26 protein-coding genes are annotated in these 24,131 nt (G+C 34.8%); 6 read left to right on the forward strand and 20 right to left on the reverse strand.

What is annotated here, in order from left to right; translation table 11 throughout:
- Window positions 1-4: 4 nt before the first annotated feature.
- Window positions 5-1,810, forward strand: coding sequence for a GspE/PulE family protein (locus CIG1485E_RS04595; RefSeq protein ID WP_081867138.1), 1,806 nt, complete (start codon window positions 5-7; stop codon window positions 1,808-1,810).
- Window positions 1,807-3,048 carry a type II secretion system F family protein gene (locus tag CIG1485E_RS04600; RefSeq protein ID WP_038454222.1) on the forward strand — a complete coding sequence of 414 codons (1,242 nt, stop codon included), beginning with the start codon at window positions 1,807-1,809 and terminating at the stop codon, window positions 3,046-3,048. Before CIG1485E_RS04595 ends, CIG1485E_RS04600 begins: the two co-directional genes overlap by 4 nt.
- A gap of 43 nt (window positions 3,049-3,091) precedes the next feature.
- Here CIG1485E_RS04600 and CIG1485E_RS04605 read toward each other — a convergent pair whose 3' ends face one another.
- From CIG1485E_RS04605 to CIG1485E_RS04645, 9 genes are all read right to left on the reverse strand, one after another.
- Complete coding sequence (locus tag CIG1485E_RS04605) at window positions 3,092-3,538, reverse strand: GatB/YqeY domain-containing protein (protein WP_038454224.1); 447 nt, start codon at window positions 3,536-3,538, stop codon at window positions 3,092-3,094.
- Window positions 3,539-3,548: 10 nt separating this feature from the next.
- A complete protein-coding gene (locus CIG1485E_RS04610) occupies window positions 3,549-4,436 on the reverse strand; it encodes a Ppx/GppA phosphatase family protein (protein WP_038454226.1) in 888 nt (295 codons plus the stop codon).
- Entirely contained in the window at window positions 4,433-5,536 is a 1,104-nt protein-coding gene (locus CIG1485E_RS04615; RefSeq protein ID WP_038454228.1) for a tRNA nucleotidyltransferase/poly(A) polymerase family protein, read from the reverse strand. The genes CIG1485E_RS04610 and CIG1485E_RS04615 overlap by 4 nt, the downstream gene beginning before the upstream one ends.
- Window positions 5,496-5,834, reverse strand: a complete 339-nt coding sequence (locus CIG1485E_RS04620; protein ID WP_038454230.1) for a CiaD-like domain-containing protein — start codon at window positions 5,832-5,834, stop codon at window positions 5,496-5,498. The genes CIG1485E_RS04615 and CIG1485E_RS04620 overlap by 41 nt, the downstream gene beginning before the upstream one ends.
- Window positions 5,831-6,076, reverse strand: coding sequence for a tetratricopeptide repeat protein (locus tag CIG1485E_RS04625; RefSeq protein ID WP_038454232.1), 246 nt, complete (start codon window positions 6,074-6,076; stop codon window positions 5,831-5,833). Before CIG1485E_RS04625 ends, CIG1485E_RS04620 begins: the two co-directional genes overlap by 4 nt.
- Window positions 6,073-7,143 carry a 3-isopropylmalate dehydrogenase gene (gene leuB / locus CIG1485E_RS04630; RefSeq protein ID WP_038454234.1) on the reverse strand — a complete coding sequence of 357 codons (1,071 nt, stop codon included), beginning with the start codon at window positions 7,141-7,143 and terminating at the stop codon, window positions 6,073-6,075. Before leuB ends, CIG1485E_RS04625 begins: the two co-directional genes overlap by 4 nt.
- A gap of 13 nt (window positions 7,144-7,156) precedes the next feature.
- Window positions 7,157-7,633, reverse strand: a complete 477-nt coding sequence (locus tag CIG1485E_RS04635; RefSeq protein ID WP_038454237.1) for a 3-isopropylmalate dehydratase small subunit — start codon at window positions 7,631-7,633, stop codon at window positions 7,157-7,159.
- Between the two features lie 96 nt (window positions 7,634-7,729).
- Complete coding sequence (locus CIG1485E_RS04640) at window positions 7,730-8,329, reverse strand: LysE family translocator (RefSeq protein ID WP_038454239.1); 600 nt, start codon at window positions 8,327-8,329, stop codon at window positions 7,730-7,732.
- Window positions 8,329-8,934: a LysE family translocator gene (locus CIG1485E_RS04645; protein WP_038454241.1), complete on the reverse strand. Its 606-nt coding sequence runs from the start codon at window positions 8,932-8,934 to the stop codon at window positions 8,329-8,331. Before CIG1485E_RS04645 ends, CIG1485E_RS04640 begins: the two co-directional genes overlap by 1 nt.
- A gap of 116 nt (window positions 8,935-9,050) precedes the next feature.
- On the opposite strand from CIG1485E_RS04645, the gene CIG1485E_RS04650 reads away from it, so the two are divergent.
- Window positions 9,051-9,527 carry a DUF4405 domain-containing protein gene (locus CIG1485E_RS04650; protein WP_038454243.1) on the forward strand — a complete coding sequence of 159 codons (477 nt, stop codon included), beginning with the start codon at window positions 9,051-9,053 and terminating at the stop codon, window positions 9,525-9,527.
- A 31-nt stretch (window positions 9,528-9,558) separates the two neighbouring features.
- Here CIG1485E_RS04650 and CIG1485E_RS04655 read toward each other — a convergent pair whose 3' ends face one another.
- Both CIG1485E_RS04655 and CIG1485E_RS04660 read right to left on the reverse strand, forming a co-directional pair.
- Window positions 9,559-10,602: a type II asparaginase gene (locus CIG1485E_RS04655; protein WP_038454245.1), complete on the reverse strand. Its 1,044-nt coding sequence runs from the start codon at window positions 10,600-10,602 to the stop codon at window positions 9,559-9,561.
- A 132-nt stretch (window positions 10,603-10,734) separates the two neighbouring features.
- Window positions 10,735-12,015 (reverse strand): DNA recombination protein RmuC, encoded by a 1,281-nt coding sequence (locus CIG1485E_RS04660; protein ID WP_038454247.1) that lies wholly within the window; start codon window positions 12,013-12,015, stop codon window positions 10,735-10,737.
- 218 nt (window positions 12,016-12,233) lie between these two features.
- Here CIG1485E_RS04660 and CIG1485E_RS04665 point away from each other — a divergent pair, with 218 nt between their 5' ends.
- On the forward strand, window positions 12,234-13,052 hold the full coding sequence (locus CIG1485E_RS04665) for an AEC family transporter (protein WP_231723665.1): 819 nt from the start codon (window positions 12,234-12,236) through the stop codon (window positions 13,050-13,052).
- Window positions 13,053-13,082: 30 nt separating this feature from the next.
- On the opposite strand, the gene CIG1485E_RS04670 is transcribed toward CIG1485E_RS04665, so the two are convergent.
- Window positions 13,083-13,292, reverse strand: a complete 210-nt coding sequence (locus tag CIG1485E_RS04670) for an alkylphosphonate utilization protein (RefSeq protein WP_038454252.1) — start codon at window positions 13,290-13,292, stop codon at window positions 13,083-13,085.
- A gap of 118 nt (window positions 13,293-13,410) precedes the next feature.
- On the opposite strand from CIG1485E_RS04670, the gene CIG1485E_RS04675 reads away from it, so the two are divergent.
- Window positions 13,411-14,292, forward strand: coding sequence for a DMT family transporter (locus CIG1485E_RS04675; RefSeq protein WP_038454254.1), 882 nt, complete (start codon window positions 13,411-13,413; stop codon window positions 14,290-14,292).
- A 38-nt stretch (window positions 14,293-14,330) separates the two neighbouring features.
- On the opposite strand, the gene groL is transcribed toward CIG1485E_RS04675, so the two are convergent.
- Both groL and groES read right to left on the reverse strand, forming a co-directional pair.
- The gene (gene groL, locus CIG1485E_RS04680; RefSeq protein ID WP_038454256.1) at window positions 14,331-15,968 is read right to left on the reverse strand and encodes a chaperonin GroEL; all 1,638 of its coding nucleotides are present in this window, start codon (window positions 15,966-15,968) and stop codon (window positions 14,331-14,333) included.
- A gap of 10 nt (window positions 15,969-15,978) precedes the next feature.
- On the reverse strand, window positions 15,979-16,242 hold the full coding sequence (gene groES / locus CIG1485E_RS04685) for a co-chaperone GroES (protein WP_038454258.1): 264 nt from the start codon (window positions 16,240-16,242) through the stop codon (window positions 15,979-15,981).
- 218 nt (window positions 16,243-16,460) lie between these two features.
- Here groES and CIG1485E_RS04690 point away from each other — a divergent pair, with 218 nt between their 5' ends.
- A complete protein-coding gene (locus CIG1485E_RS04690) occupies window positions 16,461-19,007 on the forward strand; it encodes a hypothetical protein (RefSeq protein WP_038454260.1) in 2,547 nt (848 codons plus the stop codon).
- Here CIG1485E_RS04690 and CIG1485E_RS04695 read toward each other — a convergent pair.
- The 6 genes from CIG1485E_RS04695 to CIG1485E_RS04725 all read right to left on the reverse strand — a co-directional run bounded on the left by CIG1485E_RS04695 (window position 19,004) and on the right by CIG1485E_RS04725 (window position 23,864).
- The gene (locus tag CIG1485E_RS04695; RefSeq protein ID WP_038454262.1) at window positions 19,004-19,591 is read right to left on the reverse strand and encodes an NUDIX domain-containing protein; all 588 of its coding nucleotides are present in this window, start codon (window positions 19,589-19,591) and stop codon (window positions 19,004-19,006) included. The two genes, CIG1485E_RS04690 and CIG1485E_RS04695, sit on opposite strands and share 4 nt — an antisense overlap.
- Entirely contained in the window at window positions 19,576-20,934 is a 1,359-nt protein-coding gene (gene mgtE / locus CIG1485E_RS04700) for a magnesium transporter (protein ID WP_038454264.1), read from the reverse strand. The genes CIG1485E_RS04695 and mgtE overlap by 16 nt, the downstream gene beginning before the upstream one ends.
- 8 nt (window positions 20,935-20,942) lie before the next feature.
- Window positions 20,943-22,109 carry a peptidoglycan DD-metalloendopeptidase family protein gene (locus CIG1485E_RS04705; RefSeq protein ID WP_038454266.1) on the reverse strand — a complete coding sequence of 389 codons (1,167 nt, stop codon included), beginning with the start codon at window positions 22,107-22,109 and terminating at the stop codon, window positions 20,943-20,945.
- A 110-nt stretch (window positions 22,110-22,219) separates the two neighbouring features.
- Window positions 22,220-22,879 (reverse strand): tetratricopeptide repeat protein, encoded by a 660-nt coding sequence (locus CIG1485E_RS09200; RefSeq protein ID WP_051870926.1) that lies wholly within the window; start codon window positions 22,877-22,879, stop codon window positions 22,220-22,222.
- Window positions 22,880-23,203: 324 nt separating this feature from the next.
- Window positions 23,204-23,383: a hypothetical protein gene (locus tag CIG1485E_RS04720; RefSeq protein ID WP_038454270.1), complete on the reverse strand. Its 180-nt coding sequence runs from the start codon at window positions 23,381-23,383 to the stop codon at window positions 23,204-23,206.
- 22 nt (window positions 23,384-23,405) lie between these two features.
- Entirely contained in the window at window positions 23,406-23,864 is a 459-nt protein-coding gene (locus CIG1485E_RS04725; protein WP_144242172.1) for a hypothetical protein, read from the reverse strand.
- Window positions 23,865-24,131 lie beyond the last annotated feature (267 nt).

Below are 24,131 nucleotides of genomic sequence, written 5' to 3' on the forward strand. Positions count from 1 at the left end.
AATTATGAATGAAGAAAAAGCTATATCCGGACCTGAATTTTACCAAAAACCAGTCTCGAGAGAGAACGAGCTAAATCCAGTAGATAAGCAGCTGCTACTCACTTTAGTAAGAGATGGGAAGCTAGATAGCTCACTGGCGATATCCTTAGAGCCACAAATCATACAAAATGGGCTAAAAAATGTTTTATTAGATCAAAATCACATCCAAAGCGATGATTTTAAATTTGCCCTGCTTGATCTATATAGAAGAGATAGAATAACACTTTTTGAAATCTCTGAACGCTTTAACATAGAAGCAAGCGACTTTTTAAGAGACGTGGCAAAGCACTTTAAACTTGAGTATTGCGACTTAGATAGTGCTAGTTTGGATTATGCTTTAGCAGAAAAGATACCAGTTTTTCAGCTAAGAAAACTAGGCGCTCTACCGATAAAAGAAGATGAGATAAATGTATATGTCGCATTCAAAAATCCATTTGATCTAGACTCTCAAGATAGAATCGGACATATATTTAATAGAAAATTACTTAAAGTTGTCGTCTGTGATCCAGCTTCTATAGACAAATATATGAGTAAAATCGAGCTAAATGAGAGCATAAAAGGCATTATCTCTGAGATCAGAAAAGACCTTGGTAGCTCAAGTACGGCTGAGAGCGACAGCAGCGGTATCTTAAAGCTCATCGAAACCATACTAAGAACCGCCATACAAAATAGAGCGAGCGATATACACATCGAACCAGCAGAAAACAACTGCATAGTAAGAAGCAGAATCGATGGTATGCTTACTGAGAGTTTTGTCTTTGATAAAGACATTTACCCACCACTAGTGAGCCGTATAAAGCTTCTATCAAATATGGATATTGCTGAGCGTAGAAAGCCACAAGATGGGCGTTTTTCGGCTCAAATTTTAAACAAAGAGTATGATTTTCGTATTTCGACTTTGCCTATTTTAAATGGCGAAAGCATCGTTTTAAGAATACTTGATAAATCAAAAGTCATCATTAGTCTTGAAAATCTTGGAATGCATCCAGATAATTTTTCTAAATTTAAAAACGCAATGCATCAGCCTTATGGCATAATCTTAGTTACTGGACCTACAGGTAGCGGTAAAACAACAACTCTATATGGCGCATTAAATGATATAAAAAGCGTCGAAAAGAAGATTATCACCGTCGAAGATCCGGTCGAATATCAGCTAAATTTGATCCAACAAGTTCATGTAAATGAAAAAGCTGGACTTACATTTTCTTTAGCACTTAGATCTATTCTTCGTCAAGATCCAGATATTATAATGATAGGTGAGATAAGAGATCAAGAGACATTGCGTATAGCAGTCCAAGCAGCACTTACTGGACACTTAGTGTTTTCTACACTTCACACAAATGACGCTATTTCAGCAATTACTAGAATAATCGATATGGGTATAGAAAGCTACCTTGTAAGTGGGGCTTTAGTAGCTATAGAGGCTCAAAGACTCGTAAGAAGATTGTGTCCACACTGCAAGCAAAAAACAGTTTTGCCAGAAAACACATTGAATAGTATCAAAAAATATCTACCACAAAATTATGAGTTTTACAAAAGCGTAGGATGTGAAGAGTGCTCGCAAACTGGATTTTTAGGCAGAGAGATGATAAGCGAAATACTGCCAATCAGTGATCATATTTCATCAAAAATAGCAGTTGGCGCCTCAAAAGAAGAGCTTAAAAAGATAGCTTATGAAGAGGGTTTTATCGATATGTTTAGCGACGGTATCATCAGAGCAGCGCGTGGTATAACAACCATCGAAGAAGTTTATAGAGTAGCTAAAACATGAGAGTTTACGAAGTAGAACAGATCATCAACTACAAACGCCAAAAGGTATTTATAAGGGCTGAAAACTTAACTGAAGCTAGAGAAATAGCCTCTAAAAATAATCAAGGCATTATAATAAAAATAACCCAAACAAAAAATATACCTTTAGATATGCAAATCGCAGAGCTAAAAGAGCAATTTGGTAAGTCTATGAGATTTTCTAAGATCAAAATACCTGGACTTGTCGCTTCTATAAGACAGCTGAGTGTCATGACAAATGCTGGTATATCCATACATGACAGCATAAAAGAAGTAGCAAAATCAACAACAGATAAAAAACTAAAGATGATTTTTGAAGGGGCGAACAACGACTTAAATGCTGGTATGAGTCTTACTGAATCTTTAATGGCATATGAAAAAGATCTTGGAAATATAGTAATTGCTATGGTAAGGCTCGGCGAAGAAGCAGGAAATCTAGCAGAAGCACTAAAAAAACTAGCAGATATACTCCAAGAAGTCTGGAATAATCAAGTCAAATTTAAAAAAGCCATAAGATATCCTATAACTGTCGTTGTAGCCATAGCTTTAGCTTTTATAGTTTTAATGGTTTTTGTTGTACCTAAATTTAGAGATATATTCGAACAGCTAAATGCGACCTTGCCACTACCTACTAGAATACTGCTTGGCATAGAATCAGGCATAAATAACTATGGCGAGTATCTGCTTATCGGATTTATAGCTTTTGTATTTCTCATCAAAAAGATTTACCAAAAAAACGATACATTTAAAAGCATAGTCGATAGATATGTATTAAAAATTTATCTAATCGGCGGGATAATATTTTACTCGACTATGAGTAGATTTAGTCTAGTTTTTGCTGAGCTTATCAAGGCTGGTATACCTATAGCAGAGGCTTTGGATACTGCTTGTATGACTATACAAAACTCATATATGAAAAACAAAATGCTAAGCGTAAAGCAAAACGTGCAAAGAGGTAACTCTCTAAATGATTCTTTTAAGGATACTGGACTTTATGAGAGTATGCTTATACAGATGATTAGTGCTGGTGAAAAAAGCGGTAGCCTTGATTCAATGCTAGAAAAAGTCACCGACTACTACAAAGAAAAATTTGATAATATCATAGATAATATAGCCAGTTATATTGAGCCTATTTTGCTTGTATTTATCGCAGCTATGGTTATTTTGCTTGGTCTTGGTATATTTATGCCGATGTGGGATATGGCAAACGCGGTAAGATAGTAAATTTGATAGGTTTTGCACTTATCAAATTTACTTAAATTTATTATTTGCTTAGCATTTTTTTAGCGCACTCACTCATTCTTTTGCCATCGCAGCTCGCGCCAAACTCATCTTTTGCCACTTTCATTAGCTTTCCAAGATCTTTTATATCATTTGCCCCAATGCTAGCTATAAGCTCTTTCATCTTAGCTTCTAGCTCTTCGTCGCTGAGTTGTTTTGGCAAATATAAAGAGATTATTGCTATCTCATTTAGCTCTTTATCTGCCAGGTCTTCTCTAGCACCAGCCTTGTACTGAGTGGCTGATTCGTTTCTACGTTTTATCTCAGTTTGCAAGATAGCAAAGACTCTCTCATCGCTAAGCTCCACTCTTTCATCTACTTCGATTTGTTTAAATACTGAGTTTATCAGCCTTAGAGTATCTCTTTTGAAGTTATCTTTTGACTTCATTGCCTCTTTTATGTCGTTTAAAATTTGCTCTTTTACGCTCATTGTTTCTCCTTTAGATTAGATTTATTTTCGCACCTACTGCGATGCCTTCTCTTAGCCCATCATCTATGACGATCCATGGTTTTGAGCTATCAAGCATGGATTTTAGTAGCCAAATCCCACCAAGCACGAGTCCAGCTCTACTATCTCCTGTTAGCTCATCGATATTTGGATTTGTTTTTATAAGCTCTATTGTGGCGTCCATATCGGCTTCATTTATGACTAGACCATTGACTAACTTTGCGTCATAAGAGCTATATGTCAGCCCAAGCTTCAACGCTGCCACGCTTGTAGGCACTCCAGAAGTTAGCAAAATGGTGTTGAATTTAAATTTAGATATAAATTCTCTAGCTTCTTTGGTCTTTTTTATAGCCATATTTTCAAAATCATCATAGTTTTTAAAACTACTTAAATCCTCACCCAAGCACTCTTCGCAAAATTTCACTATACCAAATCTAAAACTCTTAAACTCATCTTTAAAGCCAATCTCAGTACTTGCCCCACCAAGATCAATTAACAAAGCATTTGTGATGTCAATGCCAAGTTTGTCTGCCCTATTTTGCACTCCAAGTTTGGTAAGTCTAGCTTCCAATTGCCCACTTATGATAGTAAATTTAATACCAAACTCCACCAAAATATCATCAAAAAACGCCTTGGCATTGCTCGCAAGCCTAAAAGCCTCAGTCGCCACTGCTTTGTGCCTAAATTTACCAAAATCAAACTCATTTTTTATCTCTTTTAAGCCTGATTTTATGCGTTCCATCGCGTCATCAGCAAGCCCTTTTGGGCTTAGATTTCTTGCTGAGCCGACTATTTTTTCATAGCTTTTGATGACTTCTAAGCTCTCATTCATCAAACAAGCTCGCAAGGTATTTGATCCAAGGTCTATACATATAATCATTTTAAATCTTTTAGATAATTTTTTATAGCTAAATTTTGCCTACGCGAAATCTCTTTTTTGATATTTTCCCCACTAAATCCAGCCGATAAAATACTCTTTATATCGACATTTGGTTCAAATTTAGTCTCATAAAAGCCAAGTCGTTTAGCTAGATTGATCCTATTTTTTGTATTTAGTCCAAGCCATTTGCAAAGTGGTAAATTTAGGGCTACTTTTAGCATATCGAACTTACTAATTTTAGTAAAAAATGGTTCATTTAACACACTTTTATACTCTTTACTAAGCGAGAAAATCTCGGGCAAATTTTTTAAATTATATAAATTTATTAAATCATACAAAAACGTTCTATTATCTTTTGTTATTTTAAAATGTTCTTTGACAAGCCTAGCAAATTTTGGCTCAAATTTAGCCCCAAAAAGCTTGATATCAAGCCCCAAATCACTAAGCAAATTTATACCAAGATCTTGATTTTTTGCCGCAAAAAGCTTTTCAAGCTCAAGCCTAATTCGCTCTTTGCTAAGGTCATTTATATCAATATTTTGCATTATTTCTAAGCTTTTTGGATCGACCTTTAAGCCAAATCTAGCCACGAATTGAACCGCTCTTAAAACTCTAAGACTATCCTCGCTGAAGCTTTTTTCATCAACAATTCTTAAAATCCTATTTTTCAGATCAGCTCTTCCACCCCAAAAATCAAGCACTTCACCACTGAAAATATTTATCATCATTGAGTTTATAGTAAAATCACGCCTTTTACTAGCCAAAAGCTCATCATTGCAATACTCGACGTTAAACGCCTTGTGTCCGATACCGTTTTTGCTCTCAGTTCTAGGCAAGCTTAGATCAAAATTGCCAAATTTATAGACAAAATAGCTTTTACCAACACCTTTAGCTCCAATACTTTGCATCAAAGTATCAAACTTCTCAGGACTAATATCGTAAATTTCTATATCAAAGTCACAACTTTGCAAACTTTGCAATGTATCTCTGACATATCCACCGACAAAATATGCACGTTTTGTGTGTTGTTTGAGAAGTTTGCGTAAGCTTATAAACTCTTTATTTTGAGATATTGCTAAGGCGGTGTTCGATATTTGCAAGTAAAAACTCTAAGAATTTAGTGGTGAGTTCTAGCCTAAGAGCTATGTTGTCTTGTTTGGTATTATTTAGCCCTTCAAACAAAACTGAGATTCTATCTTTTAGATTTTGTAAGAAAATTTGCTCATCTTTTAAGTCTAAATTTGGCTTTGGCTCATTAGCATTTGTTTCTTCTATGACGATGATATCATCAGTTTTAGGTGTTTCATCAGCTCTTTGCATCTCTTCTAATTTTTGTATCTTTTCTAGCTCGGCTGCGACTTCGTCTATAGTAATTTTTGCTATATCTTCAAGTTTCATATTTTGATTAACCACCTTTTAAACTCTCTTATCTCATCTTCATTTTTTAAATTTAAAAAAAACTCAAGCATCTGCTCATTTACACTTATATTTTTTATCCTAAGCCCACTTAGACGGCGGATTGCCGACTGCGCTTCACTGTTTGTAGGATCGGCTTTGAGTATGTTTTTGTATATTTCAAGGGCATCATCTCTTAGCCCTTGATTTTCATAGATTAGTGCTTCGGTTACCGTATTTTTCATATTTTCTTTACATAGTCGCTGATGATAGATCCGATTTCACTCGTAGTGCAGATCTCAACAGCTCCAAATTTAGCTATATCTTTTGTTCTATAGCCATCTTTTAAGACCGCTTTTACAGCTTTTTCTATAGCTTCAGCGGCTTTGTTTTCGTTTAGCGCGTATCTTAGCATCATAGCTGCTGAAAGTATCATAGCTATAGGATTTGCAATGCCCTGTCCTGCGATATCTGGAGCGCTTCCGTGAATTGGCTCATAGATACCGACTTTGCCACCCATTGAAGCACTTGGTAAAAGACCAATAGATCCACATATCATACTTGCTTCATCGCTCAAAATATCGCCAAATAAATTCTCAGTCAAAATGACATCAAACTGAGCTGGATTTCTGACAAGCTGCATAGCTGCATTATCGACATACATAAACTCAAGGCTCACTTCTGGATAGTCTTTTGCGACTTCAGTGGTGACTTCTCTCCAAAGCTGGCTAGTTTCAAGCACATTTGCTTTATCCACCATACAGACTTTTTTGTTTCTCTTCATCGCCGCTTCAAAGGCGATTTTTGCTATTCTTCTTATCTCATCAGTTGTATAAACCATTGTATTGTAAGCTCTGTTTTGCTCTTTAACTCTTGGCTCACCAAAATAAAGCCCACCAGTAAGCTCACGGACAACGAGCAAATCGACGTCTTGCAAGATTTCAGGCTTTAGAGTTGAAGCGTTTACTAGCTCATCAAATATCAAAGCTGGACGCAAATTTGCGTATGCTTCAAGAGATTTTCTGATTTTTAAAAGTCCGCTTTCTGGGCGTAAGTTTCTTGGCAAATTATCCCATTTTTCTCCACCAATCGCACCAAAAAGCACAGCATCGCTTTTCAAAGCAGCTTCAAGAGTCTCATCAGGAAGCGGTACGCCAAATACATCTATAGCAGCCCCGCCCATCAAAAAATACTCATAATTTAGCTCAAAACCAAATTTATCACTCACACTATCAAGTACTTTTATCGCCTCATCAGCTATTTCAGGGCCTATTCCATCGCCTTTTATCACACAAATATTATATCTTTTCATTTTTTTACCTAACTTATAAACTTTTTTTAGCGTAATTAATAAGCCCGCCAGCTTTGACTAATTCTTGCATAAACTCAGGGATTGGCTCAAATTTATACTCACAATTTTGGGTTAAATTTTTGATGATTCCACCACCGAAATTTACCTCAAGCTCGTCGCCTTCATTTATATCATCAGTTTGAGTGCATTCTAGTATCAAAAGCCCAGTATTAAAGCTATTGCGATAAAAAATTCTTGCAAAAGATTTTGCTATTACTACGCTAATTCCCGCAGCTTTTAAAGCTAATGGAGCATGCTCTCTACTACTTCCACAGCCAAAATTTTCTCCAGCAACAATAATGTCACCTTTTGAAATTTTAGAATAAAAATCCTTGTCAGCATCTTCCATGATATGTTTGGCTAAAATATCTGGATCGCTTGTGTTTAAATACCTTGCAGCTATGATTATATCAGTATCAATATTGTCTTTAAATTTCCATACTTTTGACATGGTTTTCCTTGTAAAATTTGGTGGATTATAGCAAAATTAACATAATTTTTGAATAAAAAAATAACGCATATACGCATTTTCTTGCATTTTCAAAGATTAAATTATCTCTACAATCATAATAATAGCAATCGCTCCGATTAAAGTCGCGCTTATTTTTTCCAGCAAATACGCTTTTGTAGGCAATATTTTTTTAAAACTCATTCCGCCAAGCGCGTAAATATGAAAATCGATCATCTCAATCACCATTAAAACGGCTATCATCATATAAAGTCTTGAGCCAAATGGATCGGCTTTGTCCAAAAATGGCGGCATCAAAGCTACAAATAAAGCCCAAGCTTTTGGATTTGAGATCGAGCTCATAAATCCTTGCCAAAATAGCGCTTTTGGGCTTATATCAGTTGCTTTGTTTTCTAAGCTAAATTTAGAGCCTTTAAACATTTTATAGCTCAAATACAGCAGATAAAAAGCACAAATTAACGTAAATATTTGAAAAAACAGTGGAAATTTAAGCAGCAAAGCTCCAGCACTAAAAGCACAGACAAAAGCCACTATCCCAAGACTTAAAGTAGCTCCAAACATCATATACAAGGTCTTTTTATATCCCACACTCATACCAAGACTAAGAGCTAAAGTCATATTAAGTCCAGGCATCAAAGATGCAGCCCAAAAAAACCCTATAAATAAAAGCCAGTCCATTACTTTATAACCTCAAAAAGCATCCAAACTCCAAGAAGTCCAAACATGGTAGCGCTTATTTTATTGATTATTTTGAAATTTGCACTGAAAAATCTTTTGACTCCAGAGCCGCCGATCGCATAGATGTTTGTCGCGACAAACTCAATACAAGCTATGATGATGATAAATGCTGCAAAAGTCCCATTAAATGGGTCGTTTATATCCATAAATTTAGGTAGCAAGCTTATCATAAATCCCCAAATAATCGGATCGCCAAACGCACTTACAAATCCTTGAAAAACTATGGCTTTTGTGCTAAGCAAACTTGCATCGATATTTGTAGTTTGGAGTTTTGTTGTTGTAAACATTTTATAAGCTATAAAAAACAGATAAAACGCACCAAATATCTTTAAAATAGTAAAGAAAATCGGAAATTTGGTTATCAAAAATCCAATCCCTACTCCACTTAAAAATACGATAGCCGCTAGTGACACAGTCGAAGTCAAAATAAACAAAAACGCTTTTTTGTATCCAGCGCTAAGCCCAACAGTAAGTGCCATTATCATATTTAATCCAGGGCTAAGAGCTGCCAAGAAAAAACTAGTAGTAAAAAGCATCCAATCCATAAATTTCCTTTAAATTTTTCAAAATAGTATCTAAAAAAATATAAAATAATTTTTAATTCACAATTTTTTAACATCGCAAATTTATAATTCCACTCACAAAACAAAAAGGATACAAAATGAAACTCACAAAACCAATCGGTACAACAGCCACTATTGTTACATTTATAGTTGTTGGTGTAACTGGTGTGCTTATGTTTTTTCACTTAAATAATGGAGCTATGAAGCTACTTCATGAATACGTAGGACTTGCAATGATAGTAGCTTGTATCGTCCATATAATCGCAAATTTAACGCTTTTTAAAAAGTATTTTATAGGTAAAAAGCTAATAGCCATTGCCATTTTACTTGCTATTAGTATAGTAAGTTTAGAGCTCATGCCAAATGGACAAAAACCACCATTTAAAGATGTTTATGCTAATTTTTTACAGTTAAGCCTAAGTCAAGCCAAGCTTGCTTTTAGTACAAATGAAGATACTTTCAATGAATTTTTAAACAAAAATAATTTGAAATTTGAAGATATAAGCGTAGAAAAATTTGTGGCTAAAAACAACATAAAAGAAAGTGATTTGGTAAAAATATTAATCAATAAATAAAATATAAAGCCCCAGAATAAGGGGCTTTTGGTTAGTAAGCTAAAAAATACTCTTCAAGTTTTTTAGGATCATTTGTCTTTGTAAGTCCTAGCATTAAAAGCACTCTAGCTTTAACTGGATTTAGATTATCACTTGTTATAAATCCAAATTTAGCATCATCTATCTCACCTGGATTTGTTGTCTCTCCGCTACCTACTTTGCTGTCTCTGACAACCACAACGCCGTTTTGAACAGCATTTGCTAATGCATTAAGTGCAGATGGATAGACATTTCCATTTCCCATTCCGGCGTTGATTATGCCTTTTGCTCCATTTTTTACAGAAGTGTTGATAAAATCTGGATTGTCATTTGAATGGCTAAAGATTATATCTACTCGTGGAAGTAAATTAATTTTGCTTATATCAAACTCACTATTTTTTGTGTGTTTTCTTGTTGGTTGCATATAAAACTTAGCATTTCCATATATGACGCTGCCGATTTTGCCTGTATTTGGTGATTTGAAAGTATCAACTGCAGTTGTATTTGTTTTAGTCACTTCTCTAGCTGCGTGGATTTCATCATTCATCACGACCAAAACGCCCTTGCTGACAGCTTCTTTACTTACTGCCACGCTGACTGCATTATACAAATTTAAAGGACCATCGCTACTTAAAGAATCAGAGTTTCTCATAGCTCCGACCATTACAACTGGCTTATCGCTTTTGATAACTAAATTTAAAAAATACGCAGTTTCTTCCATAGTATCCGTGCCGTGTGTGATTACTACGCCATCAGCTTGCCCGCTAGATAAAAGCTCATTTATGCGTTTGCCAAGCTTTAGCCAAACCTCATTATTCATCTCTTGAGAGCCGATATTTGAGATTTGTTCGCCTTTTATGGTGGCTATTTGGCTTATTTGCGGAACTGCGGAGATGAGTTTATCGACTGTGAGCGTACCTGATGAATAAGCGCTACTTAATGAGCTTGATGAGCTTCCAGCTATCGTACCACCAGTTGCAAGTATGTAGATAGTAGGCTTAGCAAAAGCCGAAGTTATGGCTATTAGCATAAGTATAAAAACCTTTTTTAAAGACATAGTATTCTCCTTTGAATTTTAAAAATTAAGTACTAAAATCCAAGGCCTTGGTTTAAACAATTGGCATTATACAATTTAATTTTCATTAAGTCAATATAAATTATAAAATTAAATTATAATACTAATATTGTATTAATGCAAAGCATTATTTATATTTTTGCTTGTTTTTGCACCAAGTTTTTTGATATTTTCAAATCTACCAAGTAGATTTCCAGAACCTTCAAAAAGTGTTGTTTTACTAGTTTGCACGGTTTTTGATACTGTTTGGAGCTGGTTTTCTAGCTTTTCAAACTGCTCTAAAAATACTCCAAATTTATCATACATCTTACCAGCTTCATTTAGGATTTTCATAGCGTTTTCATCGCTTTTGAGATTTCTCCAGCACATATAGACAGTCTTAAGAGCCATCAAAAGCGTGAGTGGAGTAGTGATGAAAATACCCTTTTCATATGCGTATTCATATATCGTGCTATCTTGATTTAACGCTGTGTAAAATATGCTGTCATTTGGCACAAACATAAATATGTATTCGTAGGTTTTGGTGTCATAATCTTGATATTCTTTTGAGCTTAAGAGGTCAATATGTCTTTTCACGTCACCCGCAAGTGCCTTTGCAAAAGCTGGCTTTTCTAGATCGGTCGCATTAAAATACGCATTGTAATTTACAAGCGAGCATTTTGCATCGATTATCGCCTTTTTGCCCTCGCCAAAGTCAATTACCACATCAAGATATTTTTGATTTCCCCTGTCATCTTTGTAGCCAACTTGCTTGAAATAATTCGTCCCCAAAACAAGCCCGCTGCCTTGCAAAACGCTATCAAGCTGGATTTCTCCCCAGTTGCCAAGCACTTTTTTGTTGCCATTTAGTGCGTCGGCTAGATTTTTGGCTTGGGTCATTATGTTTTTGGTTTCAGTTTTGAGATTTTCAAAGTTGGTTTTGAAAGTCGTGTTTGTGTTTAGGCTCTCTTTTTGGTATTTTTCCATCTCATTTTTGAGTGGAGTTATGAGATTTTCAAGGATTTTTTGTGAGTTTTGACTTAAATTTTTTGTGTTCAAATTTAGCAGATTTTCACTCATTTGAGCTACTTTTAGATCAAAATACTCTCTAGTTTTTGTATCTAGCTCATTTTGGCGAGTTTTAAGCTCACTATTTATAGAAATTTGCTCATCAAATTTAGTCTGAAGTCTTGTATTTTGCATTTGCAAATCCAAAATCAAAGATTTAAATTTAGCATTTTCATCTTCTAAATTTAGCTTAAAAATCTCTAGCTTATCAAATTTATTTTGCAAATTTACTAAGCTTTGCTCTTTTAAAATAAGCTCAAATTTAAGCTTATTTAGCCTAAAAAACAGATAAATAATAGCCACACAAAGCAGCAAAATAATAGAGCCAAAAAGTATATAGATTTCCATATTTTTCCTAAATTTAGTTTTGCAAATTATATCTTAGATTTTCTTAAAAACTTTGTTTAAAACCCATAAAAGTGCTATAATAATCCACTTTTACAAACCAAATTTGGAGCAAAGCAATGGAGTATATATTTAACGCGCTATTACCTATTTGTTTGATTATAAGCGCTGGATATTTTTTTAAGCATATTAAGTTTCCTTCTACAGAATTTTGGCCTAAAATGGATAAATTTACATATTATGTTTTGATGCCGTGCTTGCTTGTGTATGAGCTTGGAAGTGTCGATTTAAACATATCTAAAACCATAAATGTGGTCTTTTCTTCGCTTGGATCACTTAGTATTATGCTAGTTATTTTGGTGCTTTTAAATTTGATAATTCGTTTTAAAAACAGTGCATTTACCTCCGTCGTGCAAGGCGGAATCAGGTTTAACACATACGTGTTTTTAGCCCTTACTTCTGCAATATATGGCAAAGACGGCTTAGTAGTCGCAGCCATAATCATAGCTTTTGCCATACCTTTTGTAAATGTGCTTTGCATATCTATCTTTGCTATTTACCTTAAAAATGGCAAATTTTCTATGCGAAATTTCGCCAAAACAATAGCCAAAAATCCACTCATAGTCGCTTGTGTGATCGGCTATATCGTAAATTTGACAAATGCTTTTATACCTATTTTTGTCTTTAAAACTCTTTCTATCCTAAGCCACGCAGCACTCCCCATGGGACTTTTGTCTGTGGGCGTGGGATTTGAGCTAAGATCCATAAGCTCAGCTAAAAAGGAGCTTTTTATAAGTTCATTTGCTAAGCTTATTTTATTGCCTATCATTGCGTATTTCTTAGCTAAGATTATGGGGGCTAATGGGCTTTATCTAGCAGTGGCTACCTTGTACGCTGCGATGCCTACAGCTCCGACATCTCACATACTTTCAAGAGAACTTGGGGGCGACGTAAATTTAATGAGTTCTATCACGACTTTTGAGATTTTATTTTCTATGGCGACGCTTTTTGTAGTCATACCATTGCTTGGATTTATTTAGGTTTGATTTAGCTTCAAACCTAAATTTGAGTTAGATTTTTTTGAGAAATTCTGTTTTTAAAACGACTGTTCCGACTCCACTTATCTTGCATTCTACTTCGCTCTGGCTTCCTGTGAGTTTGATATTTTTTACGGTTGTGCCACGTTTTATGGTGCTACTTGCGCCTTTGATTTTAAGATCTTTAATAACTGTTACGCTATCCCCTGCGTTTAATTCATTACCGTTGCTGTCTTTTGCCATTTTATTCCTTTTAAATTTATTAAAGTTTATTATATCTTGATTTTACTAAATTTTTATACTAAAAAATACCTTAAAAGTGTTATAATTACCAGTTTTTAACAAATTTAAAGGTAAATTTATGAGCTTAGGTAAAAATATTTTTTACGTTTTGTTGTTTATTTCTATGGTTTTTTGGGGTGGATCGTGGGTCAATATGAAGATTTTGGTAAATTATTCTAATCCATTTGATCTGATTTTTATACGTTTTGGCATATCAGCTCTAGCCATGATTCCTGTGATTTTGGCGATGAAACACTCTTTTAAAATAGATTTAAAAAGCCTGTTTGTAGCTATTTTGACTGGATTTTGCCTTGTGTTTTATATGTTTTGTTTCTACTATGGCACGAAATATGGCACCGCAAGCCTTGGTGGGGCTATGGTTACGACGATGATACCTATCATCACTTTTGTGTTTTTGGCTATCCTTGGAGCAAGAAAGGTTAGCAAAAAAGATGGCTTTGCCCTACTCTTAGGAGCTTTAGGCGTGCTTGTAATGCTACGTATTTGGGAGTTTAACACTGCAAATTTACTAGCCCCACAAAATATTTATTATATTTTAGCTGCGATTACTTGGGCTATTTTGACTATCATAAGTGCCAAATCCAAGATTTCGCCGATTGTTTTTACCTTTTATCTCTACATTGCAACCAGCTTTATAGATGCGGTTTTGTTTGTCAAATTTGATGAAATTAGCTTTGGCGAGTTTGATTATATTTTTTGGATAAATATGGCTCTCATATCACTTGGCGCGACAGTTTTTGCAAATGCATTTTATTTTTTGGGAGTTACGAAGCTTGGAGCGGCTGAAGTCAGCTCATTTGTGTTTTTTGTACCGTTTTCTGCGATTATTTTGAGCTATTCATTTTTAGGCGAAAAGATAGGAGCTTCTATTATTATAGGTACTGTGCTTACGATTTTGGCTATTAAGATTTTGAATAATATTAAATTTAGAAGAAAATAAAAGTCTCCTAAAAAGGAGACTTTATGTTGGTTTATGGGTTACATCATTCCGCCCATGCCACCCATACCGCCCATATCAGGCATTGCTGGCATAGCAGGTTTGTCTTCTTTGATCTCACTTACTGTAGCTTCAGTAGTTAGTAGCAAGCTTGCCACGCTTACTGCGTTTTGCAAAGCAACTCTTTCTACTTTGACTGGGTCGATGATACCAGCTTCAAACATATCTACATATTCGCCACTTGCTGCGTTAAAGCCATAGTTTGGACACTCTGAGCAGCTTACAGCATTTGCTACCACACCAGCGTCAAATCCAGCATTTTCAGCTATTTGGCGAAGCGGAGCAAATAGAGCACGTTTTACTATTTGTGCGCCGATTAGCTCATCACCTTTTAGATCTAGGCTTACTTTGTTTCCGGCTTTGACTAGTGCTGCACCACCACCTACGACTATACCTTCTTCAACAGCTGCTTTTGTAGCATTTAGAGCGTCATCAACTCTATCTTTTTTCTCTTTCATCTCAGTTTCAGTAGCAGCACCTACTTTTATAACTGCAACGCCACCACTTAGTTTAGCTAATCTTTCTTGTAATTTTTCCCTATCATAATCGCTTGTAGTTTCAGCTATTTGAGCTTTGATTTGATTAATTCTAGCTGCAATTACTTCTTTATCTCCAGCGCCATTTACGATAGTTGTATTATCTTTGTCTATTACGACGCGGTCAGCTTGTCCAAGGTCTTGTAAGCTAGCGCTTTCTAGTGTTCTGCCAAGCTCTTCGCTTACGACTTCGCCGCCAGTCAAAATAGCGATATCTTCAAGCATAGCTTTTCTGCGATCGCCAAAACCAGGAGCTTTTACAGCTGAAATATTTAAAACACCACGAAGTTTATTTACAACTAAAGTTGCAAGAGCTTCGCCCTCGATATCTTCAGCGATTATTAAAAGTGGTTTGCCTGTTTTTTGGATTTGCTCAAGGACAGGAAGCAAGTCTTTTAAATTTGATATTTTTTTATCAAATAAAAGTATAAATGGACTACTTAGCTCAACTTGCATTTTTTCTGCGTTTGTGATGAAATATGGACTTAAATATCCACGGTCAAATTGCATACCTTCAACAACATTTAGCTCATCATTGATTGATTTTGCTTCTTCTACAGTGATTACGCCGTCTTTGCCTACTTTTTCCATAGCTTCAGCGATCAAATCACCGATTGTGCTATCGCTATTTGCTGAAATAGTCGCTACTTGAGCTATCTCTTTTTTGCCGTCTACTTTTTTAGCAGCTGCTTTTAGCTCATTTGTCACAGCCTCAGCAAATTTATCCATACCGCGTTTTACTTCGATTGGATTAGCTCCTGCAGTGATGTTTCTAAGACCCTCTTTGAAAACTGCGTGAGCCAAAACTGTAGCAGTAGTAGTGCCATCTCCTGCCTCATCATTTGTCTTACTAGCAACTTCACGAACCAAGCTTGCACCCATATTTTCTATAGTATCTTTAAGCTCGATCTCTTTAGCTACGCTTACGCCGTCTTTTGTGATAGTTGGAGCGCCAAAGCTTTTTTGGATTAGCACGTTTCTACCGCGTGGTCCCATTGTCACTTTAACAGCGTCGTTTAGCTTTTTGACACCTTCGTAAAGTTTGTTTCTTGCATCATCTGAAAATATAATCTCTTTTGCCATTTTTATCTCCTTATTTAATTATTCCTAAAACATCTTCTAAATTTAAAACTAAGTATTTTTTGTCATCAAGTGCGATTTCGCTGCCTGCATATTTTGCAAATACAACTACATCGCCCTCGTTTACGCCCTCAGCTTCTTTGCTGGCGGCTACAACTTTACCTTTTGATGGTTTTTCTTTTGAAGCGTTATCTGGTATGATGATACCGCTAGCAGTTGTTTTGACTTCTTCTTCGCGTTCTACTAAAACACGTTTTCCAAGTGGTTGAAAATTCATTTTATTCCCTTTCAATATGATTATTTTTATTTTTGTAATTAGCACTCTTACCTTTTGAGTGATGAAAATATATCATAATTTTACTTCAAAGTCAAGAGCCTAAAGCTAAATTTATCATCAAATTTTAGTCTAATCGGCTCAACTTTATAAAACCACATTTTAACTTTTCCTTTACATTATAGTGTTATAATGATAATAAAAATTACAAGGATATGTTTATGAAGATTTTGGCTTATGTTTTTGCTATTTTTGTTGCACTTTTTACCCTTATTTACGCTGTTTTATTTAGCAGTGCTGGAAACAAACTTCTAAAACCATATATAGAAAATTACGCCACGCAAAAAAGTGGAATACCTATAAAACTAAGTAGTTTTACGCTCACTTCAAGCACGCTAAATACCACTATAAACATAAATCAAGATCTAAATTTAGACATAAATGCAAGTTTTAATCTGTTTTCTCAAAGCTTTGATATGAGCTACAAGCTAAGTGCTGCTACTTTGAAAAACTTTGGGCTAAACTGGGCAAAGGAAGTATCGCTAAGCGGAAATGCAAACGGCAAACTAAAAAACTTCATAGCAAACGGCTCTGGCATAGTGGCTGGATCTGATATTAAATTTAGCTCAAGAGTGCTTGATTTTGCCCCAAAAGAGCTAAAACTAGATGCCAAAGGGCTAAATATAGATGAATTGCTCGTCTTAGCAAACCAAAAACCATACGCAACTGGCAAGCTAAATTTGGTAGCAGATATAGCGTACAAAGATCAAAATCAATCTGGCAACGCAAAGCTCATGACCGTAAGCTCATATCTAAACTCTAAGCTTATCAAAGATGATTTCAATATCACTTTGCCAGCCAATTTCGCTCTAAATTTAAGCTCAGATATAGCCATACAAAACCAAATCGTGCACGCAAAAACCGTGCTTTCAACCCCAATTGCCGTGGCTGCTGCCTTAAATACGCTTTATGACATGGATAAAAACGAAATTACTTCAGATTTTAATCTTGGCATACCAAATTTAGCCAAGCTTGAGCCAATAATCAAGCAAAAACTAAACGGCGAAATACTACTAAAAGGCAATGCTAAAGCAGTACAAGGCAAGCTAGACTACTTAGATGCAGACATCAAAGGGCTTGGCGGAACTGTGAGCGCGAAGCTAAAAGACTCACAAATAGATGCTCAAATAAAAAATCTAAAACTATCTCAAATCTTAAAATTAGCTTCTATCGCTCCACTAGCAGATGGCGATATAAACGGCATTGTAAAGATAAATGAACTAAATGAGCCAGCCCTGATGAGTGGCACGGCAAACTTGCAAATCTCAAAAGCAAATTTAAAAAGCTCTGAGCTAAATAAAATCATCGACTCCAGCCTAAAATCGAACATTGATTTTGCTCTAAACACAAATATCAACATCGATAAAGGTCTTGTCAAATCAAACTCCAGCCTAAACTCAGATCTGCTACAAGTAAGCACTCTTAACGCTAATTATGATCTAAATACAAAAAACTCAAATATAAGCCTAAAAGCAGACGTGAGCGATCTTGGCAAATTTAAAGAGATAATAAATCAAGAGCTAAACGGCAAACTAAGCCTTCAAGCAGACGCAAAACTAAAAGCTGATAAGCTAGAAAATCTAAATTTGCTAAGCAATGCTTTTGGTGGAGAGATCAAGGCAAGCTTGCAAGGGCAAAATCTAAAAGCAAGCGTAAAAAACGCATCTTTGCATGATTTATTTGTGCTTACCAACCAAAAACCTCTTGGCGATGGTGTGATAAATGCTGATATAAATTTAAGCACAATTGATATAAAAAATCTAAATGGAAACGGCGTTTTGAGTATCACAAACGGCAAGCTAAATCAAAAAAATATGAGTGAGCTTCTTGGCAAAGAATTTCCAAAAAACGTGGAATTCAGCCTAAATTCAAAGCCAAATTTCACAAACTCAATAGTATATTTTAGCTCAAATTTAAACTCAAATTTAGCTAAAATAACCAAATTTGACGGCGAGTTTGATATAAATAAAAATATATTAAATGCAAATTATATAGCAAATATTGCGAATTTATCAAGCCTAGAGTTCATCACTGGAGCCAAACTAAATGGCGAACTAAATGCAAACGGCAAGGTTAAATTTGATAAAAATCTACAAGCCACGCTAAACTCAAAACTCTTTAGAAGCGAGCTAAAATCCAGCCTAAATGACAATCTTATAAACTTAAATATAGATAAATTTGCTATAGCTGATCTTTTGAAAATGCTAGGCTACGCTCAGTTTTATGAAGGTAGCGGAAATCTTAAAGCAAATTATGATTTAAGCACCCAAAAAGGCAAATTTGACGCAGATATATTAGAAGGAAAACTAAGCAAAAGTGAGCTTACAAACACAGTCAGCCTAATCCTAAACCGCGATATCACAAGCGAAGTGTATAAAAATGGCTATATAAAAGGCGATATAAATCAAAATTTAGTCACTTTCAAAGAGCAAATGAGCTCTCCAAAATCCGATATAAACGTCACAAAAGGCACAATAAATTTAGCCACAAAGGCTCTAAATATACCGATAGATATGAATGTAGAAAAAACCGATATAAGCGTCAAAATAACAGGCACAACGCAAAATCCAAAATATGATGCAAAATCAAACTATCTACAAAATAAGATAGAAAAAGGCTTAGAAAAATTGCTTGGCGGCAAAGAGTCCAACTCTACTAAATCAAATGACGCAAAAGAACTCATAAAAGGTCTTAAAAGCCTTTTTTAGACCTTTGCATTTTGTAAAAACCAAAGCAAAGCAAACTGTAAATTTGGAGCTTTGACTTTGGTTTCATCATAAATAAACTCCAAAATCTCATCTTTTTTGACAAAAACAAGCTCGATTCGCTCATCATCGACGCCACCGCCAGCTGTTTTTTTCATACTTTCATCTATAATGGTATAAAAAACAGTTTGGCGATTTGCACCAAATCCAAGAGCTGTGTAGCTACTAGTTATCTTCTTTACGACTGTCGCCTCATATCCAGTCTCTTCTAAAATCTCTTCGACCACTGTATCTTCTGGGCTTAGACCTTTATCAAGTATACCCGCACAAAGCTCATAAGTAAATCCAGGCTCATCAGAGCAAATATCGTTTTTCTTTTGATAATACCAAAGAGATGGGCGAAACTGCTTGACGAACAAAAACGAATCAAACTCCTTATGGTACATCACGCAAGACACACTATCGTGAGCTTCTACACAATCCCATTTTTTTTCTTTGCCGTCTTGAGTGTATAAAATGCTAAACGGCTTTACAAATTTTGATTTTTCTAAAGGAACGATTTTTAAATTTTTTATAATAGTATCCACTTTGCAAGTCCTAAAAAGCTGAAAAATCCAACGACATCGGTCACAGTAGTAAGTAGCACTGAGCTTCCTACAGCTGGATCTATATTGAATTTCTTAAGTCCAAGAGGTATCAAAGTACCAAACAAACCAGCACAAAATAAATTTATAACCATAGATATAGCTATAACAAGCCCAAGCATACTCACCCCAAACCAAATATAAGCTATAACGCCCATTATGCTAGCAAATATAACTCCATTTATGAGTGCGATGCTTACTTCACGCCCTAAAACGCTCTTTGCATTGCTAAACTCTATATCACCAAGTGCTAGCCTACGCACAGTAACCGTAAGGGCTTGCGTGCCTGTGTTACCACCCATGCTTGCTACTATTGGCATAAGTATCGCAAGAGCCACGTAAGCCTCGATAGTCTCATCAAATAACCCTATGATAGAAGCACTGATAATAGCAGTGATTAAATTTACAAAAAGCCAAAGCGCACGTGCGCGGCCAGCCTTAAACAAAGTATCTTCATCCTCAGCTTCATCATCGACTCCAGCTAGGTGGTAAATTTGCTCCGTTGCGCTATCTTCTAAGAAGTCATGTATATCATCAGTGGTGATACGACCAAGCAAGACTCCAGCTTTATTGACCACTGCGACCGCACTTAGATCATAATCCCTAACCATAGTCGCAACATCGCTTATATCGTCTGTATCAAGTGCTGAGTGCGGTTTGTATTTGTCATCTTCGCTGTTTTTTACTATAGTTTGTAAATTTTGATTAAAATCAAAAACTAAAAGATCTTCTATCGGCACAGCGTAATGCAAAATCCCGTCTTTATCGACTACAAAAAGCTGAAAAACGTTTTCTATGTCACCGTTTTTTTTCATCACCCTAAAGCGAGTTATGGCTGAGCTTAGCTTCTCATCAAGCCTAGCTGAAAAAAGCTCAGTTTGCATATATGCTCCAGCTTCACTCTCTTCATAGTTTATAAGCTTACTAATCTCTTTTTGGCTATCTAGTTCAAGAGAGCAAAACAGCTCTTTAGCCTTTTCTTCATCGATCTCTTCGATGTATTGGAGCAAGTCTGTGGCGTCATCGCTTTCTAGCTCTTCAATAGCCTCAACTATCTTGTCATTTGAGACATTTTCGATCACGTCTTTGAGCATGTGATCTGGCATCTCTATAGCGACTTCGCCAAGACTAGCAGAATCTAGCTTATCAAGATAGCTAGCATACTCATCTTCATCGTGTTTTTTAAGTACTTTTAGATGCTCTGCAAGGTCTGCTGCACTGAGATCGGCCGCATCGTCAAAGTGTTTTTCTAACTGCTCTTTTACTTCATCTAGCTCTTTATTCATTTATGAACCTAAAATGTTATCACACTCTCAAAAGTCTCTTCTTTTGGATAATTTTTATGGTCGCCCAAGCCTTTGTCGATGTCTTTGTTATAAGTAGCTACTAGAGCGTTAAACTCTGCTTTTTCTTTGCCTCCAAGTGCGCTTTTTGTGATTTTTACTACTGATTCTGGATTTATGGCTTTATTGTTTTTATATAGCCCAAAGTGGAGATGTGGACCAGTACTCATGCCTGTGTTTCCTACATACGCCACTAGCTGACCTTTTTTTACACTTTTGCCTCTTTTCATACCACTTGCAAAGCCATTTACGTGGGCGTATAGTGTCATATAGCCATCAGCGTGGTTTATGGTAAGCACATTGCCATAGCCGCCTTTTTTGCCAGCAAAGCTCACAGTTCCATCTCCAGCAGCATAGATTTTAGTTCCTTTTGGGGCAGCGTAGTCCATACCAAGATGAGCTCTATAGCGTTTTAGTATAGGATGAAATCTTTTAGGCGTAAATCTTGAGCTGATTCTTGCATTTTTAACTGGTTTTACTAAGAAAAAGTTTTCAAGTTCTTTGCCAAATTTATCATAAAATCTACCATCATATTGATAAACATACTCAGCTTTGCCACGGATTTGTATCATGGCAGCTTTGATATCTGGAGTGCTAAAAACTCTTCCCATTCTTCTTTTTTGGCTATAAGTGATGATGAGTTTATCACCTTTTTTTAATCCGCGAAAATCAACACTACCTTTAAAAGCGTTCATAAAAGCACTTGCAAGAGCTAAATTTCCTGTATTTTCTATGATATCTTGATATGGAGAGCGATTTATATCAATGCTTAAAATTCTATCTTCGTTTTCGTATATTATAGGGATAAAATCTAGGTTAAATTTACCAATTTTGTCTTTGTGGATGTGGATTTGAAGCTCATCGCTTATAGGGATTAAGACTTGAGATATCTCATCATCATCGTCTCTTAGTATCTGAAATCTAGTCCCAGTCGTGATCTCACTAGCTAGCTCTTGATCTTCTTTTTCTAGGTTATAATATAGTGATAATGGTATTTTGTTATTTTCTAAAAACATCAAAAGGCTTTCGCCATTTGGCCATGTTAGCTCTTCAACGCTTGGTTTGGCTGCATATAAATTTAAAGCTATAAATAAAAATATAAAAAGTTTTTTAATCATAATATTCCTTGTTATAAAATCGCATAATTCTACACTAAACTTACTTACAATTTGCAAAAATTTAAACAAAAAATATTACTATTAGTTATATTATATATCTAAAGCTACTGTTAAGTCCTATCTAAGGCTTGTAAATTTTTACAAGCGATTTCATTACCTAAAAAACATCCCTTTTCAAAAAATTCTTTAGCTTTATTTATATCTTTTTCTACGCCAAATCCTTTATAAAACATCGCACCAAGATTACTACATCCAAGCCCGTCATTTCCATCGCATGCCTTTTGATATAGCTTAGTAGCATACACATAATGCTTCACAACACCCTTGCCATACTCGTATAAGACACCAAGCTCATTGCAGCTGGTGAAATTTGATAAATTACACTCGACTGTATATATAGTATGTAAATTCGCGCAAGCACCATTAATGCCATTAGCACATGACTGTACAAATAAAGCCTTTGCCATATCATAAGATGTATTTTGGTCGTTTGCATATATTGCACCTAGATTATTACAAGCTCTATAATCACCGTTCAAGCAAGATAAATTATAGTATTTTATAGCCAAATTTGGATTTTTTTTATTATTTACATAAAGATACCCAAGAGATGAGCAAGCTCTCATATTGCCACTTTTACAGCTATTTTCAAATACCTGCTCTGATTTATCATAATCTCCTTGATGATAGCTCACCACACCATCATCAAAATCATCGCCATAGACACAAGCTAAGAGCATAGATATTATTAAAATTATTTTTCTAGTCATTTATAAAAGCCTTAAAGTAATGTTGTTATTAATATTATCATAAAAATTAATAATAATGATATTGATATATAAAAAAATATATTCACAAAAGATCCTAAACGTAATTTTACTCAATTTTAAACATTTTTAACACTAAAAAAGTATTATTTTGTATGCGAGTACATTTTACGAATACAACATCATCGTTTTTTATGTCTCTTCGCAACATATCTTTATGAAATATTAACATCTTATCATTTAGATTGCAATAATACCTAAGCACGCCATATCTATCTCTAACAAGTTTTAAGCATTTTATAGTTCCTGTAAACAAATAAAATTCTGTCACAATTTATCCTTTAAATGTTTGGATATATTTTGTAAGTATTTGTTTAAATCTCTTTGATATTTTTTTTCTGTTTTTATTACTATATCTGCTTTTGATTTTTTAAATACTTGGGCTGCATGAAAAGACTTTACAGCATCTTCCATACTTGGATAAACATTATCTCTTTTATCTATCATTATCATATACCTAAATCAAATTTTAAAATCCGTATTTCTGAAATATTTTTTTGGTATTATCATTTTTTAATAAATTCAAAAAATCCGTACAACTAGCATTTAGGCTACATAGTTTAAATACAATCAAACCTAATTCTTTATTATGCGGTTTGCCATTTGCTATAGTAATACTCACAACCCCATCTTTGCTAGTATTAGCAGTAGCTAAAAGTATATTTCCTAATCTTGATAAAGAAACCATATCTATATTTTGAACAGCTAAAAAATCTCTATCAGATATTATAAAACTTAAATCTTTTGATTGTTTTTGAGATAAAATCAAAAGTTCTTTTGTATTATATACTGGTTCTATGTTGAAGTTATTATTTGCGGATTTCATTTCATAGATTAGATCTTTAACCAAATCCTTATATTTGATATCAACGCCTATTAAAAAGCTATCTCCTAAAAGCAAATTTACTAATACAATTATTAATAACACACTCTTCATATCACCTTCTTATAAATCATCTACGAAAAAACACCATATGATCTGGGAATAGGACACATTACAAAACCATATGGTGCTATCTATAAAGATATAAGGTATTACTACGGTATATCTTTATATTAATCAACCAATATAAACCCCATTTGTATTACTTGATAATTTTATATTTAGAAATATTAATATAAAATTAAATTATATTTCTTAGATTTATTATAATTAATATAAGTACCACTAAATCGTAGTTTTCGTTTAATAGAT

It is taken from the genome of Campylobacter iguaniorum, from assembly GCF_000736415.1.
GTDB classification, from domain to species: Bacteria; Campylobacterota; Campylobacteria; order Campylobacterales; family Campylobacteraceae; genus Campylobacter; species Campylobacter iguaniorum.

Bases quoted from the DNA above. Each gene is read 5' to 3' on its own strand.
- CIG1485E_RS04670 (WP_038454252.1), bottom strand. From the start codon at position 13,292: ATGGCAAAAGACAGCAACGGTAATGAATTAAACGCAGGGGATAGCGTA.
- mgtE (WP_038454264.1), bottom strand. From the start codon at position 20,934: ATGAATAAAGAGCTAGATGAAGTAAAAGAGCAGTTAGAAAAACACTTT.
- CIG1485E_RS04655 (WP_038454245.1), bottom strand. From the start codon at position 10,602: ATGTCTTTAAAAAAGGTTTTTATACTTATGCTAATAGCCATAACTTCG.
- groL (WP_038454256.1), bottom strand. From the start codon at position 15,968: ATGGCAAAAGAGATTATATTTTCAGATGATGCAAGAAACAAACTTTAC.
- CIG1485E_RS04720 (WP_038454270.1), bottom strand. From the start codon at position 23,383: ATGATAGATAAAAGAGATAATGTTTATCCAAGTATGGAAGATGCTGTA.
- CIG1485E_RS04705 (WP_038454266.1), bottom strand. From the start codon at position 22,109: ATGATTAAAAAACTTTTTATATTTTTATTTATAGCTTTAAATTTATAT.
- CIG1485E_RS04640 (WP_038454239.1), bottom strand. From the start codon at position 8,329: ATGGACTGGCTTTTATTTATAGGGTTTTTTTGGGCTGCATCTTTGATG.
- CIG1485E_RS09200 (WP_051870926.1), bottom strand. From the start codon at position 22,879: ATGACTAGAAAAATAATTTTAATAATATCTATGCTCTTAGCTTGTGTC.
- CIG1485E_RS04605 (WP_038454224.1), bottom strand. From the start codon at position 3,538: ATGAGCGTAAAAGAGCAAATTTTAAACGACATAAAAGAGGCAATGAAG.
- CIG1485E_RS04620 (WP_038454230.1), bottom strand. From the start codon at position 5,834: ATGAAACTTGAAGATATAGCAAAAATTACTATAGACGAAGTCGCAGCC.
- CIG1485E_RS04675 (WP_038454254.1), top strand. From the start codon at position 13,411: ATGAGCTTAGGTAAAAATATTTTTTACGTTTTGTTGTTTATTTCTATG.
- CIG1485E_RS04660 (WP_038454247.1), bottom strand. From the start codon at position 12,015: ATGGAAATCTATATACTTTTTGGCTCTATTATTTTGCTGCTTTGTGTG.
- groES (WP_038454258.1), bottom strand. From the start codon at position 16,242: ATGAATTTTCAACCACTTGGAAAACGTGTTTTAGTAGAACGCGAAGAA.
- CIG1485E_RS04665 (WP_231723665.1), top strand. From the start codon at position 12,234: ATGGATAAATTTACATATTATGTTTTGATGCCGTGCTTGCTTGTGTAT.
- CIG1485E_RS04645 (WP_038454241.1), bottom strand. From the start codon at position 8,934: ATGGATTGGATGCTTTTTACTACTAGTTTTTTCTTGGCAGCTCTTAGC.
- leuB (WP_038454234.1), bottom strand. From the start codon at position 7,143: ATGAAAAGATATAATATTTGTGTGATAAAAGGCGATGGAATAGGCCCT.
- CIG1485E_RS04625 (WP_038454232.1), bottom strand. From the start codon at position 6,076: ATGAAAAATACGGTAACCGAAGCACTAATCTATGAAAATCAAGGGCTA.
- CIG1485E_RS04635 (WP_038454237.1), bottom strand. From the start codon at position 7,633: ATGTCAAAAGTATGGAAATTTAAAGACAATATTGATACTGATATAATC.
- CIG1485E_RS04600 (WP_038454222.1), top strand. From the start codon at position 1,807: ATGAGAGTTTACGAAGTAGAACAGATCATCAACTACAAACGCCAAAAG.
- CIG1485E_RS04595 (WP_081867138.1), top strand. From the start codon at position 5: ATGAATGAAGAAAAAGCTATATCCGGACCTGAATTTTACCAAAAACCA.
- CIG1485E_RS04610 (WP_038454226.1), bottom strand. From the start codon at position 4,436: ATGATTATATGTATAGACCTTGGATCAAATACCTTGCGAGCTTGTTTG.
- CIG1485E_RS04650 (WP_038454243.1), top strand. From the start codon at position 9,051: ATGAAACTCACAAAACCAATCGGTACAACAGCCACTATTGTTACATTT.
- CIG1485E_RS04690 (WP_038454260.1), top strand. From the start codon at position 16,461: ATGAAGATTTTGGCTTATGTTTTTGCTATTTTTGTTGCACTTTTTACC.